The sequence below is a fragment of the Bradyrhizobium erythrophlei genome (assembly GCF_900142985.1).
Lineage (GTDB): Bacteria > Pseudomonadota > Alphaproteobacteria > Rhizobiales > Xanthobacteraceae > Bradyrhizobium > Bradyrhizobium erythrophlei_B.
The window spans coordinates 3,427,307-3,441,349 of sequence record NZ_LT670849.1 but is presented as its reverse complement, the minus strand read 5'-3'; the positions used below and the strand labels follow the sequence as shown (position 1 = coordinate 3,441,349).

The window sequence follows — 14,043 nt, the reverse complement described above, 5'->3', positions numbered from 1 at the left end:
GTCTGGCCCACGCCCGACAGCAGTCAAATCCGAGAAAACAGCGATGATCCGCGCGATCGCATTTGCTGCAATGCTCGGTGCGCTGGTCGCCAGCGTGGCCGCCTACACACTACGCCCGCTTGGGTGGTGGAAGGGGAATACACCGCTGTTCGCTGCGCTCGACCGCGGGGCTAAGACAACCACCAAGCCTGAAGACTGGCCGATCTGCACCACCATGGCATTGGTCGCATCGGATGCCGAATGGGCGCAGCTCGACCCCGATTTCAAGGCCGGCAAGAAGGCGCTGGGCGCGGAGGATTGGAATGGTGCCATCGCAGCATTCGAACTCGCCGCACTGCGTGACCCGCTTAATGCTGATATTCAGAACTACATCGGCTATGCCCATCGGCGACTGCGTCAACTGGGGCCGGCTATTGGCCACTACCAGCAGGCGCTGATACTGAATCCCCGCCACCGTAGCGCCCATGAGCATCTCGGCGAGGCCTATCTGGTACTCGGCGAGTCCGCCAAGGCCGAACAACTGTTGGCGGCTCTGGGAAATCTCTGCCTGCTTCCCTGCGAGGAATACGACGACCTCAAGCGGGCCCTTGCGGCGTACAAAAAGCTGGCTGCGCGCTGAGATCAGATCGAGCGCCGCAAGAGAGCTTTTAACACGAGCGGCAGCGCCGCTTATTGGTAGCGCGCGACTTCCGTTATGGGCAAAAACCGGAAGTCGAGGAGCACGCTGCCCTCGTCTGCTCTGCCCCGAGAGCGGACCTCACTTTGCGCGCTGGAGCTCCGCTTCGTGGCTTCGGGGCCTTTTTACACTGCGTGGCGCAGCGTCCAATTGGCGACGGCACTAGGTCTTTTGCGCATTCGATAACCGAGGTATCTTTAGGTTCGGCGGTCCGAATTTCCCCGGAGGTCATCGATCATGGACGTAGACCGAGATCGCATCGATGAGGCCGTTCTTGCGTTGTTATTTCTCGGGCGTCACGACGCGATACGCACCTGGAAATCCTTCGATTGGGCCGCAATGGGGCGGCTCCATACAAAGGGGTTCATTTCGGACCCAGTCGGCAAGGCCAAATCCGTCGTTTTCACTGATGAAGGCCTGCGTCAGTCCGAATCATTATTCCGAAAGCTGTTCGCCGTGAGGCGTGAAGCCTGAAGCTCTTACCCGTCCCTCGTTCGACTAGCTGCGCGACTGACGGTGCGCTCACTCACCCTTCTGCTCGTCCACTGCGTCATACCAAAGGCGATCGAATTCTTCTTCGACCACCCAGCCGACGCTCCTCCCGCGTGACCTAAGCTTATCGAGGCGATCGAGGTAGGTGCTGCGCTCCAAAGTAGGTAGGTCAGATACGATTTCTAGGGACCGTCCATACATGCGGATCAAAGCAGTAAAGTAGATTTCATCTTCGAGGCTGCAGGATTCCAGAAGGCCGATTGCTTCCTCGCAGTAAAATATCGACAGCTCAGCCATCCCATCCGGGCGCCCAATGGCCTTTTTGTAGTCGGTAATCGCCTTCTTGGCTTTCGAAACCGATACGGATTGGCCTTTCATCAGGTCCGGGGATATCCATCTGGAAATACTTGCTTTGAAGGGCTGGAGCTGATCGAGACCCAAGCCTAAGCGGGCATGCAAAAAAGCCTGGTTGTCTTTGCTCGCGGAGTAGAGGTCTTGCACGAGACCCCGAAGGCCCACCCGATCGAAATCCAGGAGCGCGGTCTTAACGTCGTTCCAGGTTGGCGAGGTGTTCTTGCTACGGACCACGGTTACGAGCCCTTCAATGATGGTTTTAGGCGCGAGCTTTCGGCTAGCTCAAGATACCCGACCTTCGGCATAGGGAACAGATTGACCGGATCACCGATTCCTCGCCAATGGCACATCCTCTCCTCCTCTGAACCGAGGAGTATGACCCATGCTGGATCAAACGAGTGCCACTTCGACGCCTCATAAGTGGGTGCCCTGGAATAAGGGCAAGTTGACTGGGGCAAAGCCGCCGCTGCAACCAAAACACGTCTGGTCGATCCGGACGAAGCTCCAGATCGAAGGCCGCGTCCGCGACCTCGCAATGTTCAATCTGGCGATCGACAGCAAGCTTCGCGGCTGCGATGTCGTCACCATGCGGGTTGAAGATGTTGCTGCCGGCGGATACACTGCGGATCGCTTAAAGATCACGGTGCTGTTCGTGTTCTCTCCGTAGAGACCGCTTAAGGCGGGAACCACCGGTGTGGGAAGTCTCCTACGGGTCAAAAACAGAAGTGGCTCAGCCTGAAAGGCATGTCGGTTCTGCCCTCAACAGCGGACATGCGGCGACTACATCGGAATGTCGGTTTCGTGCCATGAGGCGACATTGCTGTACTAAGCGTATCGCTCACTCAACCAAGAACAGGTCCGGTATTTGCCCATCACGCTTGATAGCGGTCAGGGAAATCGGAACTGGTCCGGTCGCCTCAGTGCGCCAGCGGGTCGGGTCGTAGCTGAAAATGAGCTGCTAGGGGCTTGGTGCCCTTGCCGCCTTCGATCAGCCACGGTGTGCGGTCGCCGTTTGCTGCCCAAAGACCTCGACCTTTCCAGCCCGCGTTCGGATCGTCGATGCGACCGTCGAAGCCCTTGGCGTAGAAGCCGAGCGGATAGGGCACGCGGATTGAGACCATCTTGCCGTCCTTGTTGAGGGCGACGAGTCCATCCATCAAGTTGGCGGTCGACATCGGGATATCCTCGCCGAGACCAAATGTATTGTGTTGATCCACCCACGAGTAGTAGCTCGACTCGGCGCTGTTCTCGCCGATACCTTTGAAGCCTGGACCCGGGTACTGGTAGAACGCCCAGCCCTCCGGGCAGTGGTCGCCGGTTGCGGTCGGACCATTAAGCGGACCCTTGCACTTGCGACGGTCGAAAACGCCCATATGGCCGCTCGCCAAAGAGACCCAGACACGTCCCTGCTTGTCGATATCACCGCCGCGCGGGCCAAAGCCGGGCAGCGGCACATTATAAATTTCAGCCAATGCGCGGTGCGGATTGGAGCCGGGATCCAGCCGCACGACAGAGCCCGGGTTGCCACGCAATGTGCCCCAGATTGAACCGTCGACCGGGCTCGGCATCACTGCATAAAATGAGGCGCCGATACGCTTGTCCTTGGTCGGGTCAACCGGCTGATTGGGCTCGACGTAGTCGTCGCGTTTGCCGTTGCCATTGGTGTCGAGCACCAATGCGGTCCAGCCTTGCGACTTCTCGATATCGCCGGTCTCGTCGAGCATCTTGGTGTTGATCCAGCCGACATGCCCGCCGCCGCCACCGGTGCTCGCCCATAGCGTCTCGTTGGCGTCATAGCCGAACTGCAGATGGTGCGAACCAAAGCAGGTCTGGTAAGCGGTGTATTTGCCTGTCTTGGGGTCGTACATCGTTATCCGACGGTTGGTGCTTTGGATCGGAAACTCCCTGGCCGATGGGTGGTCTGAACCCTTCTTGCAGAAATCCGGATTTGCTGGGGGGTGGCTCGTCGCCGCCAACCAAATGCGGCCCTTACGGTCAAACATCGAGTTGTGGTTATTGGCTTTGCTGTCCCAAATGTTCTCTTCGCCCCAATAGGCAGAGGGCATCAAGATCGTGATCGAACCGGCGTTGCCCGGCCCGAGCGCCAACGGCATGTCGTTGGTGACCGGAAGTTTGAAATTCGTGGCCGTATTCTTCACGGGATCCAGAATCGGCATATCGTTGCAGGCATGCTCGCATTGCCCGTAAAGCGGGCCATAAGCGTTGACGGTCGGATAGCGTCGATCGCTGGCGATGAGATCATGAAGGTACTGCTTGTCATTGTGCCAGTCGCGAAGGGTCACCACGATATTGCGTTCTAAGCCCTGCGGCCGCGAGGGTTTCGTATCAGGCAGCTCACCCTTGGCTACACGCTCGGTCCAATCGGCGAGATATGGGAACGACGCGCCGCCAAGCTGACCCGCCGCGATGTTGATCATATTCTCGCCGGCTTGCCCGGACTGAATGCGGCGAACCCAGGCCTCCTGATGGGTCTTGCCTTGGTCCATGTGAAATTTCGGAATCGTACGCGTCGAGAGCTGGCCAAGCTGATGACAGCCGATGCAGCCGTTGTTCTTCATCAGGTTGAGATAGTCGGTCAGCTTGAGATTCGCCGGCATATCCTCCTTCCCGAATTTCTCCGGTTCAGGAATTTTCATCATCGAATACCAATAAATCGCGGGATAGTACTGCGCAGCCGCGGCATCGCTTGGCGCCGGCACTGCTGCAAGATCGAGCAGTTTTCCGGGCTCGCTCTTTACCTTAGGTGAATCGACAAGGCCGTAGCCACGGACCCACACGTCGTAACTGGCCTTCGGCAAATCTGGGATAACATAGCGGCCTTGGTCATCGGTAACGACGATCTTGATATAACGCACCGGTAAATCGCGCGTTTCCGCAATCACCCACACACCCGCTTCCGGCCCGCTGGAGCTTCGCACGACGCCACCGATGTCGTCATTGTCGATTGCCACGAGTGGAGTGGTGGCTTGTTGCGCCCGGGTTGGCGAGACGGTGATCGCAATCAAAGCTACAATGCCACAGAGAATGCGGACAATTCGCATGGCTCGTCCTCCCGATTTTTTATTGGGGCAACTGCTCGTGGGTTGCTCAGCGATCTTGGCTTAGAGTAGTCCCAACTCAAGTCAGTGCGCAACGATATCTCGATAGGTCGGCTAAAGGAAATTGCCCGACATCACACGGGTACCCCCGTCCCAGGTCGGCTCAACCCTCATAAGCCGACCTCGCGCTTTCGGCTGCCCGCGTCGGCTAAGTGCCGATTTTGTTGCGAAAGTAGTTGGTTGGGTTGGCGAGGATTGCGATTGAGGTTTTTGACGGGGCGGTTGATGCCGCTCAATCCTGAGCGGCTGCCACCCTGATGTTTACGCAACTGTGACGCTACGCGGTGCACTGAAGCGCATATGGCGGCGGCCGGGCGACCAATTTGGCGAGCCGTCGTAGGTTCTGGGCGATGGCGGCCAGAACAAATTCATCCTGGGCCCCTCGTGGGCCACGCAGTCGAAGCCGGTCGAGCCTCAGGATACGTTTGAGGTGTGCAAAGCGCATCTCGATCTTCTTGCGCTCACGCCGCGACTGCTCAAAGTCCTCGGAGCCAACGAAAGACCGGGCAACGTCGCGGGCGCGCTCATGGATGTCGCGCGGGATCTTGCGTGATGGCTCCTTTGGGCAGCACTGGGGTTTGAGCGGGCATATCCCGCAGTCCCGCCTGCTGGCACGATACAGAAGCGTCTTGTCATCGTGCACCGTGCCGCTCGTCCTGAGCTGCTTTCCACCCGGGCAGAGGTAGATGTCGCTTGCCGGATCATATCGAAAATCGCTGCGTGAGAAGGTGCCATCGCCTCGCTGCGACTTGTCGTTCACCGGAATATGTGGCGCGATGCCCTTCTCCTCGACCAGCCAGTTCAGCATCGAAGCCGTCCCGTAGGCGGTATCGGCCGCAAGCCGCTCCGGCTGGGCGCTTGCGATGTGAAAGAGGAGCAGCCCGGCGTTCTCGTCAATGCGGCCACGAAGCGGCCCTTCACTTGGGATGATTCATGCGTTGGGACCAAGTTGGACGGACGGCGGACGGCGGGAGGCCGATGGCAAGCTCTATCTTCAGCATTCTCTGGCCGAGCCGATATCAGGTCGTATCGGTCTATGGTCGAAAGCCGACAGCCACATGTATTTTTCAGATTATACGGTGACGTCGGCCAATTGACCGGAACAAGCGAGATCCGAGAACACTCAGAAGCAAGAGGTTGTCATGTCGTTGAAGACGATCGGCACTATCGCCATACCGGACGCCGCGGGCAGCGCCTTCGATCACGCCGCGTTCGACGCAAAGAGCCGGCGCGTCTTCATTGCGCACACAGCGCGCGACTGCGTTGAGGTCATCGACCATGACGCCGGTCGCCACCTTGCGACACTGCCGGGATTTCCGCGCGCGGCCGGCGCCGTCGCCGACGACGGACAGATCCTGGTGACCAACCGCGGGAGCGCCAGCATCGCGTTGCTCGACGCCGTCACCTTAAAGACTCTTGCCGTGTTCAAGACCGGCGCGCGACCGAATGGCGCTGTGATCGTAGCCCGATTGAACCTCGCGATTGCAGCCTGCATCGGCGACGACGACAACGAAGGGCCAACGCTGCAGCTTTTTGGACTGAGCGATCACAGACATGTATCGATCGACTTGCCGGGACGGCCGCGCTGGTGCGTCACCGACGCCAAGGCCGGACGGGTATTACCGTCACGACCTTGTTGTTCGTGACTTTCGTCGTTCTTACCTTTTTCTGCTTCTTCGGATACGCGAGACGAAGCACCGCGTTCCGGCGCCAGCCAGCAGTCGGCTGGCAAGGCTCACCATCCCGGCGGCCGATGTGTGCCCTTAAGAAGTCGGTCAACCAGGTCGTGCTCGAGAGCAGGATAAACTGGCTCGGCCTTCGTCAAACCTTGCACAACAGCATTTGTGCCCGGATGCATAACGCCAGCTTGCAGCACACCACCTCTGACATCTTACGACCGGTGAAAGCGTCAACCGGCATGTGCATTTCGATCACCACGCCGGGAGTGAGTAGCGCGCTCAGCACCGACGCGATCGCGACCTCAAGCGGCTTGAAGAGCGCAGGCGCTCTATTCTGGTGCTCCATAAAGCCGTCAAACGGCTCGATACCCGTGTGTTCGATTGCGTAAAGATGATCGCCAAGGCGGAACGTCATTTCAACACGCGCATTCGGTGACGTGTGGCCGCCCTTATCGCGCACATTCACGTCGCGGCGGTTTGTGCGTTCGCGCCTTTCAAGGTGCCGAATAATGCCTTCGCAAGTCGCACTCTCATGAAATTTCAACATCGACACTCTCGTCATCTTTCGCCCTTGCCACCCTACTAACGTGACAGCTGGTGGCCCAACCCGGCGTTAACAATTTTTTAAGGATTACTTTTCGGGGGGCCTATCTCCGCGGCACACCTCTTCGCGCGCGCGACGGCCCCCCTTGGCCAAGGTGGGTGGGGGATAGAATTGCGCCCAACAGCCTGACGCTCAACTGAGCCTTGCCCAACGCGGCTATCGCGTGCGGCCGATCGTGGTCGCGCAGCCATAACAGCGAGGCGGCTATGAAACGTGATCTCTACGCTGAGGTATCAGCGCGCATTGTTGCAGAATTAGAGAAAGGCGCTCCTCCTTGGGTTAAGCCATAGTCGGCGACCCCCGGCGCTAATAGTCCCTGCAATGCCGTGAGTAACCGACCCTACTCAGGGTGCAACGTCGTTCTGTTGTGGATGGCCCAAGCGGCAGGCTATCGCACGCCGCGTTTTCTCACCTTCAGGCAAGCCTTGGAATTGGGCGGCAACGTGCGCAAGGGCGAGCGCGGCACGAAGGTTTATTTCGTGAAACAGCTTCAAGTTCGGGACAAGCGCGCGGACGACAACGCCTCGACGCGCCTAGTACCAATGATGCGAGAGTACACGGTTTTCAACGTCGACCAGTGCGAAAACCTTCCCGATAGCATCAATACGGGAAAGCCCGTCCGCGTTCGCAATCCCGACGCGCGCGACGAACTTGCTGACGCCTTCCTTCGATCAACAGGTGCCGACATTCGCGAGGGGCACGGGGAAGCGTTCTATGTGCCGAGCCGAGATTTCATCTCGATGCCCGCTTTCGCCGGCTTCAAGGGTGCGGATCACTTCTACAACGTGGCGTTCCACGAACTGACGCATTGGACAGGCCACAAGTCGCGCCTTGATCGGGATTTGAAGAACCGCTTCGGCTCTCGCGACTACGCCGCCGAGGAACTCATAGCGGAGTTGGGCGCTGCTTTTCTATGTGCGGAATTTGGCTTTGACGGAGACGTACGGAACGCCGGCTACATCGCGACTTGGATTGATCTGCTGAAGGCCGATAAGCGGGCGTTCTTTACGGCTTGCAGCCAAGCTTCCAAGGCTGCTGACTACCTGCGGGGCCTTGCCCTTGCCGAACCCACGGAAAGGGCTGCGTGATGGCCCCGACACGGCATGAGCCGCTCTACGACATCAACCCGCTGACGGGCGTCTGCATCGAGATCTTCTATTCGGATCGCACGCTGGAGACGTTCGGCAGGTGCGGCTCGGGTTGGTTTTGGTGGCCGCGTCGACGCGGTTGTTCGCCTGAAGAGCAGGCAACCGGCCCGTACGCTACGAGCTACGCTGCCTATCGGCACGCGATGGGTCAGCGAGATAATTTTGTCCATTTTAGTGAGCGCGTTGCTTCCACATTGCTTCCGCGAACAATCCCCGTGGAAGCAAATCAGCGGTGACTCTAAAAAAGCGCAACCACTTCAAACGGATGCTGGCGCGCCCGGAACGATTCGAACGTCCGACCCTCAGATTCGTAGTCTGATGCTCTATCCAGCTGAGCTACGGGCGCGTTTTCGCACAAGCTAAAGACCTATGGAGGTCCGTCAAGGCCGCTGCAAATCCTGTTTGCGAGGCTCGCGAAAGAGCGCACTAGCTACCCGCTCCAAGCGGGCTTGGCAAGGTCTGGGGTGGGTTGAAATTGGCGTAAATAGAGCCTTTAAGCCCGCGCCCGCTCGTTGCGGATGCTCAAAAGCTCAACCGGCCGATCCGGGATGGCAATGCGGAACGTGGCGCCGATGGTGCCTTCGACCAGGTGAATTTCCCCGCCATGGGCAACGACAAGTTCGGCCGCGATCGCCAGACCCAGTCCGCTGCCGCCGGGCCGGCCTGAGGTCTGGAACGCCTTGAACAGGTTCTCGCGGGTGGCGGGCGGAATGCCGGGCCCGGTATCGGACACTTCGACGATGGCGACTGAGCCTTCACGCCGTCCGGTGATGCGGATTTGCGTCGTGGGCTGGCCTTCCAGCGCCTGCTCGGCATTGCGCACCAGATTGAGCAGCACCCGGAACAACTGATCGGGATCGGCATCGACCATCAAGCCGCGCTCGATCGCACTGATCCAGGTGATCGAGGCATCGGCGGCAAGGCCTGCGGATTCCCGCACCTCCGACACCACCGGCTCGATCATCATCATGCGGCGGTCGGGCGCCGCCTCCTGAGCGCGGCCGTAGGACAGCGTCGACTGGCAGAACGCGATGGCGCGCTCGAGCGACCGCAACAGCTTCGGTGCAAACCGCTGCACGCGCGGATCGGGCACGCTCGCCAACTGATCCGACAGCAATTGCGAGGAGGCGAGCAGGTTGCGCAGGTCGTGGTTGATCTTCGAAACCGCTAGCCCGAGCGAGGCGAGACGGCTCTTTTGATGCAACATCGAGACGAGGTCGCGCTGCATGTCGGACAGCTCGCGCTCCGCCACGCCGATTTCATCGCTGCGATTGGACGGCACGATGATGCGCGCCGAGCTTTCCGGATTCTCGTGGAAGCTGACGAGGCTCTCCGTCAGCCGCCGCATCGGCCGCACGAACAGGAAATGCAGCGCGAAATACACCAATGCCGCGGTCAGGATCGCGATCGCGAGCGAAACCAGCAGCAGATTGCGCGAAAACAGGTACATCGCCTTGCGCAGCGGCACCTCATCGACCACCACTTCGATGAACTGCCCACCGCTGGGCGCCGGTCCGACGATGCGGATCGCCTGATTGCCGGTTTCCATCATCATCTGAAGCGAGGTGACGATCGAGGACCAGGCTGTCAGCGTCCGCATGTCGACGTCGTGGTCGATCGCCGCCGGCAGATTGGCGCTGGCGAGCAGCCGCCGCTGCTGTCCGAGCTTGATCGCAACCGCCCGCGCACCGATGCTGTCCAGGATCTGGCGTGCCAGCGAATCCGGAACCATGCCTGAGGGCGCGGCATCGAGAACCAGCGCCGCGGTGTTGGCCGATGCGAGGCGGGCGTTCAGCCGGTTCATCCAGAAATTGGCGATCGAAGGCACGTAGATCAGGACTTCCGCGATCATCACCAGCGGAATCGTCAGCAGCAACAGCTTGCCGGACAGGCCGAGCCGGCGCGGGAGCCTTGCCCGCGGAGGCGCCTTATTCGGCTGTTCGTCGTTCGCTGACGGCATAACTACCTTCGAAATATCGCTTTTTCTATCTGGACCCTGAACGCCGGCACGTCAAATCAAGGTTTGATAACGGTCCGACCCTACCAACGGGCCAGGATTCCGGTTCCACCGGGGACGCTTTAACCCAAGTTAACGGCCAGGCCGGATCGCCGCCCGTCCCGCCAAATACGGAAGCCCTGCTCACTTTGCTAATACACCGCTGCGATTGAATTATTCGCGAAAAATACGCCGTTTCGAGGAACCCCATATCGACTACCCAGCCACATTGACGAAAAGGGGTCGCTCGCTTATAAGCCGCGCCAATTGTACGCGATGATCCGGCCCACGCCGGTCGGCCTATTTCGGGCCGGAAACGGCCCGCTTTGGGGGGCTGCCCACATCGGCGGACATACCTCATTTATCAGGCAAATTGTCAGCCAAGCAGGCAAGTTGTCAGCGGAGAACCACCCGTGAAGCGGACTTATCAACCGAGCAAACTGGTGCGCAAGCGCCGCCATGGCTTCCGTGCGCGCCTTGCCACGACCGGCGGCCGCAAGGTCCTCGCCGCACGCCGCGCGCGCGGCCGCAAGCGTCTGAGCGCCTGAGACCGGACCTCCCCACCGAAGAGATCTCATCATGGATCGGCTAAGGCAGCGGGCGGACTTCCTCGCCGTTGCCAATGGCGCGCGGACAAGCATGCCCGCGTTTGTGGTGCAGCGCCGCCGGCGCGACGATGATGGGCCGACCCGGATAGGCTTTACCGTTACCAAGAAAAATGGAACCGCGACCGAGCGCAACCGCATCCGGCGCAGGCTTCGAGAACTCGTGAAACGGATTCAGGCACCGTCGCTGCATCCGCACTGCGATTATGTGCTAATCGGCCGTCGGGCCGCGCTGACGTCCGATTTCTCTCACATGCTCGGGGATCTCAGCCAGGCGCTGCAGCGCCTCGACCGGCCGACCGCCCAGCGCGCGCCGCAACCGAAAAGAATGACGAGACCTTAAACGATGACCGACAATCGCAACACCATCCTTGCCGTCATCCTTTCCGGTCTCGTGCTGATCGGCTGGCAATATTTCTACAACATCCCGCAGATGGAAAAGCAGCGCGCCGCGCAGCAGGCCCAGCAAAGCCAGACGACGACGCCGGCGCAAAATGCCGGCGGCTCGGCCACGCCGCAGGCCAATACGCCGGCGCCGTCAGCCAATGCGCCGGCAAATGCACAGGCAGGTTCGGCAGCGCCGGTCAGCCGCGAAACCGCGATCGCGGCAACTCCCCGCGTCAAGATCGATACGCCCCGGCTTTCCGGCAGCATTGCGCTGAAGGGCGCGCGGCTCGACGACCTGTCACTGGTGCAGTTCCGCGAAACCGTCGATCCGAATTCACCGGCGATCGTGCTGTACGCGCCTTCGGGCACCGACAATCCCTATTACGCCGAGTTCGGCTGGGTCGCAGCCTCAGGTTCGTCGGCGAAGATGCCCGACCACAATACGGTGTGGCAGCAGGAGACACCCGGCGACCTGACGCCGAGCCATCCGGTCACGCTGAAGTATGAGAACGGCGACGGCCTCACCTTCCGCCGCACCATTGCGGTCGACGACCGCTATCTCTTCACCATCAAGGACGACGTCACCAACGTCGGCAACGCGCCGGTTACGCTCTATCCCTTCGCACTGATCTCGCGGCACGGCACGCCGCAGGTCTCCGGCTACTACATCCTGCATGAAGGCCTGATCGGCTATCTCGGCGACCAGGGTCTTCAGGAATATACCTACAAGAAGATCGACGAAGCCAAGGCCGTCAGTTTCAAGGTCACCAATGGCTGGCTCGGCATCACCGACAAATACTGGGCCTCGGCCCTGTTGCCGGATACCCGCGCCCAGTTGCAGGCGCGCTATTCCTCCAACCTCGTCGGCAACGTTCGCACCTACCAGACCGATTATCTTCAGGACGCGCAGACGATTGCGATCGGCGGCACCGGCAGCGCGCACACGCGGCTGTTCGCAGGCGCCAAGGAAGCCGGCGTCGTCGGCATCAATTTTCCGCTGGTCGGGCCCGCCGGATACAACAAGCAGCTTGAACTCAACCATTTCGATCTTCTGATCGATTGGGGCTATTTCTACTTCATCACCAAGCCGATGTTCCTGGCGCTCGACTTCTTCTATAATTTCTTCGGCAATTTCGGCATCTCGATCCTTTTGGTGACGGTGCTCGTCAAGCTGATCTTCTTCCCGCTCGCCAACAAGTCCTACGCCTCGATGGCGAAGATGAAGTCGGTACAGCCGCAGCTCGCCGCGCTGAAGGAGCGCTATCCCGACGACAAGGTGAAGCAGCAGCAGGAGATGATGGAAATCTACAAGAAGGAGAAGATCAACCCGATCGCCGGTTGTCTTCCCGTCGCCTTGCAGATTCCGGTCTTCTTCTCGCTCTACAAGGTGCTGTTCGTCACCATCGAGATGCGGCACGCGCCGTTCTACGGCTGGATCAAGGACCTGTCGGCGCCCGATCCGACCAACCTGTTCAACCTGTTCGGCCTGCTGCACTTCGACCCGACGCAGTTGCCGCTGTTCGGCCACTACCTCGCGCTCGGGATTTGGCCGATCATCATGGGCATCACGATGTGGTTCCAGTTCAAGCTGAACCCGACACCGCCCGATCCGACCCAGCAGATGATCTTTGGCTGGATGCCCTTGATCTTCACCTTCATGCTTGCGGGCTTCCCTGCCGGCCTCGTGATCTACTGGGCCTGGAACAACACGCTCTCGGTCTTGCAGCAAAGCCTGATCATGCACCGCAACGGCGTGAAGGTGGAATTGTTCGACAATGTGAGGGCGACGTTCGGCAAGAAGGCTGAATCGAAGACCTGACCAAATAACCTCATCCTGAGGAGCGCTCTTCGCGCGTCTCGAAGGATGACATGAACGCTCATGGTTCGAGACGGCGCTCACGAGCGCCTCCTCACCATGAGGCGTACGTAAAATGGATCCTTCGCATGACCACCGAACCTGATGCGAAGCTGATCGAGCAGGGCCGCAAACTATTTGCGGGCGACTTCCACTTCATCTGGGCCTCGCCGTCGATCGAGACCTTGCCGCCGATGGCGGGCGTGGAAATCGCCTTCGCCGGCCGCTCCAATGTCGGCAAATCAAGCCTCATCAACGCGCTCACCGGCCGCAACGCGCTGGCGCGAACCTCGAGCACGCCGGGCCGCACCCAGGAACTGATCTTCTTCGATGGCCCGGCACAGGCCGGCCTGCGGCTCGTCGATATGCCCGGTTACGGCTATGCCGCGGCGTCCAAGGCCAAGGTCGCCTCCTGGACCACGCTGATCCACAAATACCTCGAGGGCCGCAGCAATCTCGCGCGCGTCTATGTGCTGATCGATGCCCGGCACGGCCTTAAAGACGTCGACCTCGACGTGTTGAAGACGCTCGACCGGTCCGCGGTCAGTTATCAGGTCGTCCTGACCAAGGCCGACCAGATCAAGAAGAGCGAACTGGAAGGGCGCATCACGGACGTGAGGACCTCGCTTGCAACCCATCCGGCCGCTTTTCCGGAAGTGCTTGCGACCTCCTCGGAAAAATCTGAGGGAATCCCGGAATTGCGCGCCGCGATGGTGCGCCTTTTGGAAGAGCGCCGATGACAATGTTTCCCTTGCTTCGCATCCTTGTCATCCTCGCCGGTATCATGGGCGCCGATGGCGTGATCCTGGCCGCGGTGGCGACCCATCAGGCCGATGCGACGCGGCTGATGCCTGCTTCCTCGATGTTGCTGTTTCACGCCACGGCCGTGCTCACGGCGGTCGCCTTGACCGAACGTGGCATCGTGACCGCCAAAGGCGGAATCATCGCCGCCTTCGGCTTCGTGATCGCGTCCGCATTGTTCGCCGGCGATCTCAGTTTGCGGCACTTCGCCGGCCATGCCTTGTTTCCGATGGCCGCGCCAACCGGCGGGACATTGCTGATCGTAAGCTGGCTGGTGCTGGCTGTCGCCGCCGCATGGCCGCGCCGAAATTGAGTATTTTCGTGCCC

At 60.0% G+C, this 14,043-nt stretch carries 14 protein-coding genes, 1 tRNA gene and 2 pseudogenes; 11 read left to right on the top strand and 6 right to left on the bottom strand.

Annotated elements, in window-relative coordinates:
- Positions 1 to 43: 43 nt before the first annotated feature.
- Positions 44 to 619, top strand: a complete 576-nt coding sequence (locus tag BUA38_RS16095; protein ID WP_072819123.1) for a tetratricopeptide repeat protein — start codon at positions 44 to 46, stop codon at positions 617 to 619.
- A 294-nt stretch (positions 620 to 913) separates the two neighbouring features.
- A complete protein-coding gene (locus BUA38_RS38040) occupies positions 914 to 1,150 on the top strand; it encodes a DUF6429 family protein (protein ID WP_072819122.1) in 237 nt (78 codons plus the stop codon).
- A gap of 48 nt (positions 1,151 to 1,198) precedes the next feature.
- On the opposite strand, the gene BUA38_RS16085 is transcribed toward BUA38_RS38040, so the two are convergent.
- Positions 1,199 to 1,669, bottom strand: coding sequence for a hypothetical protein (locus tag BUA38_RS16085; protein ID WP_197685936.1), 471 nt, complete (start codon positions 1,667 to 1,669; stop codon positions 1,199 to 1,201).
- A 235-nt stretch (positions 1,670 to 1,904) separates the two neighbouring features.
- On the opposite strand from BUA38_RS16085, the pseudogene BUA38_RS16080 reads away from it, so the two are divergent.
- Positions 1,905 to 2,162: pseudogene (locus BUA38_RS16080) on the top strand (tyrosine-type recombinase/integrase); the annotation flags it as partial.
- A gap of 277 nt (positions 2,163 to 2,439) precedes the next feature.
- On the opposite strand, the gene BUA38_RS16075 reads toward BUA38_RS16080, so the two are convergent.
- Positions 2,440 to 4,584 carry a carboxypeptidase-like regulatory domain-containing protein gene (locus tag BUA38_RS16075; protein WP_072819118.1) on the bottom strand — a complete coding sequence of 715 codons (2,145 nt, stop codon included), beginning with the start codon at positions 4,582 to 4,584 and terminating at the stop codon, positions 2,440 to 2,442.
- A 334-nt stretch (positions 4,585 to 4,918) separates the two neighbouring features.
- A complete protein-coding gene (locus tag BUA38_RS16070) occupies positions 4,919 to 5,569 on the bottom strand; it encodes a transposase (RefSeq protein ID WP_276328171.1) in 651 nt (216 codons plus the stop codon).
- Positions 5,570 to 5,783: 214 nt separating this feature from the next.
- Here BUA38_RS16070 and BUA38_RS16065 point away from each other — a divergent pair, with 214 nt between their 5' ends.
- Positions 5,784 to 6,287: a YncE family protein gene (locus BUA38_RS16065; protein WP_072819116.1), complete on the top strand. Its 504-nt coding sequence runs from the start codon at positions 5,784 to 5,786 to the stop codon at positions 6,285 to 6,287.
- 175 nt (positions 6,288 to 6,462) lie between these two features.
- Here BUA38_RS16065 and BUA38_RS16060 read toward each other — a convergent pair whose 3' ends face one another.
- Entirely contained in the window at positions 6,463 to 6,867 is a 405-nt protein-coding gene (locus BUA38_RS16060; protein ID WP_072819115.1) for a hypothetical protein, read from the bottom strand.
- Between the two features lie 374 nt (positions 6,868 to 7,241).
- Here BUA38_RS16060 and BUA38_RS38455 point away from each other — a divergent pair.
- Positions 7,242 to 7,478 (top strand): annotated as a pseudogene (locus tag BUA38_RS38455) (ArdC-like ssDNA-binding domain-containing protein); the annotation flags it as partial.
- The gene (locus BUA38_RS16055; protein ID WP_338076362.1) at positions 7,467 to 8,012 is read left to right on the top strand and encodes an ArdC family protein; all 546 of its coding nucleotides are present in this window, start codon (positions 7,467 to 7,469) and stop codon (positions 8,010 to 8,012) included. The pseudogene BUA38_RS38455 and the gene BUA38_RS16055, both read left to right, overlap by 12 nt.
- Before the next feature lie 329 nt (positions 8,013 to 8,341).
- Here the strand turns inward: BUA38_RS16055 and BUA38_RS16050 are convergent.
- Positions 8,342 to 8,418 (bottom strand) — tRNA-Arg (locus tag BUA38_RS16050).
- A 147-nt stretch (positions 8,419 to 8,565) separates the two neighbouring features.
- The gene (locus tag BUA38_RS16045; protein ID WP_072819113.1) at positions 8,566 to 10,032 is read right to left on the bottom strand and encodes a sensor histidine kinase; all 1,467 of its coding nucleotides are present in this window, start codon (positions 10,030 to 10,032) and stop codon (positions 8,566 to 8,568) included.
- 449 nt (positions 10,033 to 10,481) lie between these two features.
- On the opposite strand from BUA38_RS16045, the gene rpmH reads away from it, so the two are divergent.
- The 5 genes from rpmH (at position 10,482) to BUA38_RS16020 (ending at position 14,029) form a co-directional block, all read left to right on the top strand.
- Entirely contained in the window at positions 10,482 to 10,616 is a 135-nt protein-coding gene (gene rpmH / locus BUA38_RS16040) for a 50S ribosomal protein L34 (protein ID WP_006609582.1), read from the top strand.
- 31 nt (positions 10,617 to 10,647) lie between these two features.
- The gene (gene rnpA, locus BUA38_RS16035) at positions 10,648 to 11,016 is read left to right on the top strand and encodes a ribonuclease P protein component (RefSeq protein ID WP_072819111.1); all 369 of its coding nucleotides are present in this window, start codon (positions 10,648 to 10,650) and stop codon (positions 11,014 to 11,016) included.
- A gap of 3 nt (positions 11,017 to 11,019) precedes the next feature.
- A complete protein-coding gene (gene yidC / locus BUA38_RS16030; RefSeq protein ID WP_072819109.1) occupies positions 11,020 to 12,879 on the top strand; it encodes a membrane protein insertase YidC in 1,860 nt (619 codons plus the stop codon).
- A gap of 125 nt (positions 12,880 to 13,004) precedes the next feature.
- Positions 13,005 to 13,655 carry a ribosome biogenesis GTP-binding protein YihA/YsxC gene (gene yihA / locus BUA38_RS16025; RefSeq protein ID WP_072819108.1) on the top strand — a complete coding sequence of 217 codons (651 nt, stop codon included), beginning with the start codon at positions 13,005 to 13,007 and terminating at the stop codon, positions 13,653 to 13,655.
- Positions 13,652 to 14,029, top strand: coding sequence for a DUF423 domain-containing protein (locus BUA38_RS16020; protein ID WP_072819106.1), 378 nt, complete (start codon positions 13,652 to 13,654; stop codon positions 14,027 to 14,029). Before yihA ends, BUA38_RS16020 begins: the two co-directional genes overlap by 4 nt.
- The last annotated feature ends 14 nt before the right edge of the window (positions 14,030 to 14,043 follow it).

Bases quoted from the DNA above. Each gene is read 5' to 3' on its own strand.
- BUA38_RS16020 (WP_072819106.1), top strand. From the start codon at position 13,652: ATGACAATGTTTCCCTTGCTTCGCATCCTTGTCATCCTCGCCGGTATC.
- rnpA (WP_072819111.1), top strand. From the start codon at position 10,648: ATGGATCGGCTAAGGCAGCGGGCGGACTTCCTCGCCGTTGCCAATGGC.
- BUA38_RS16075 (WP_072819118.1), bottom strand. From the start codon at position 4,584: ATGCGAATTGTCCGCATTCTCTGTGGCATTGTAGCTTTGATTGCGATC.
- BUA38_RS16045 (WP_072819113.1), bottom strand. From the start codon at position 10,032: ATGCCGTCAGCGAACGACGAACAGCCGAATAAGGCGCCTCCGCGGGCA.
- BUA38_RS16060 (WP_072819115.1), bottom strand. From the start codon at position 6,867: ATGTTGAAATTTCATGAGAGTGCGACTTGCGAAGGCATTATTCGGCAC.
- yidC (WP_072819109.1), top strand. From the start codon at position 11,020: ATGACCGACAATCGCAACACCATCCTTGCCGTCATCCTTTCCGGTCTC.
- BUA38_RS16055 (WP_338076362.1), top strand. From the start codon at position 7,467: ATGATGCGAGAGTACACGGTTTTCAACGTCGACCAGTGCGAAAACCTT.
- BUA38_RS38040 (WP_072819122.1), top strand. From the start codon at position 914: ATGGACGTAGACCGAGATCGCATCGATGAGGCCGTTCTTGCGTTGTTA.
- BUA38_RS16065 (WP_072819116.1), top strand. From the start codon at position 5,784: ATGTCGTTGAAGACGATCGGCACTATCGCCATACCGGACGCCGCGGGC.
- yihA (WP_072819108.1), top strand. From the start codon at position 13,005: ATGACCACCGAACCTGATGCGAAGCTGATCGAGCAGGGCCGCAAACTA.
- BUA38_RS16095 (WP_072819123.1), top strand. From the start codon at position 44: ATGATCCGCGCGATCGCATTTGCTGCAATGCTCGGTGCGCTGGTCGCC.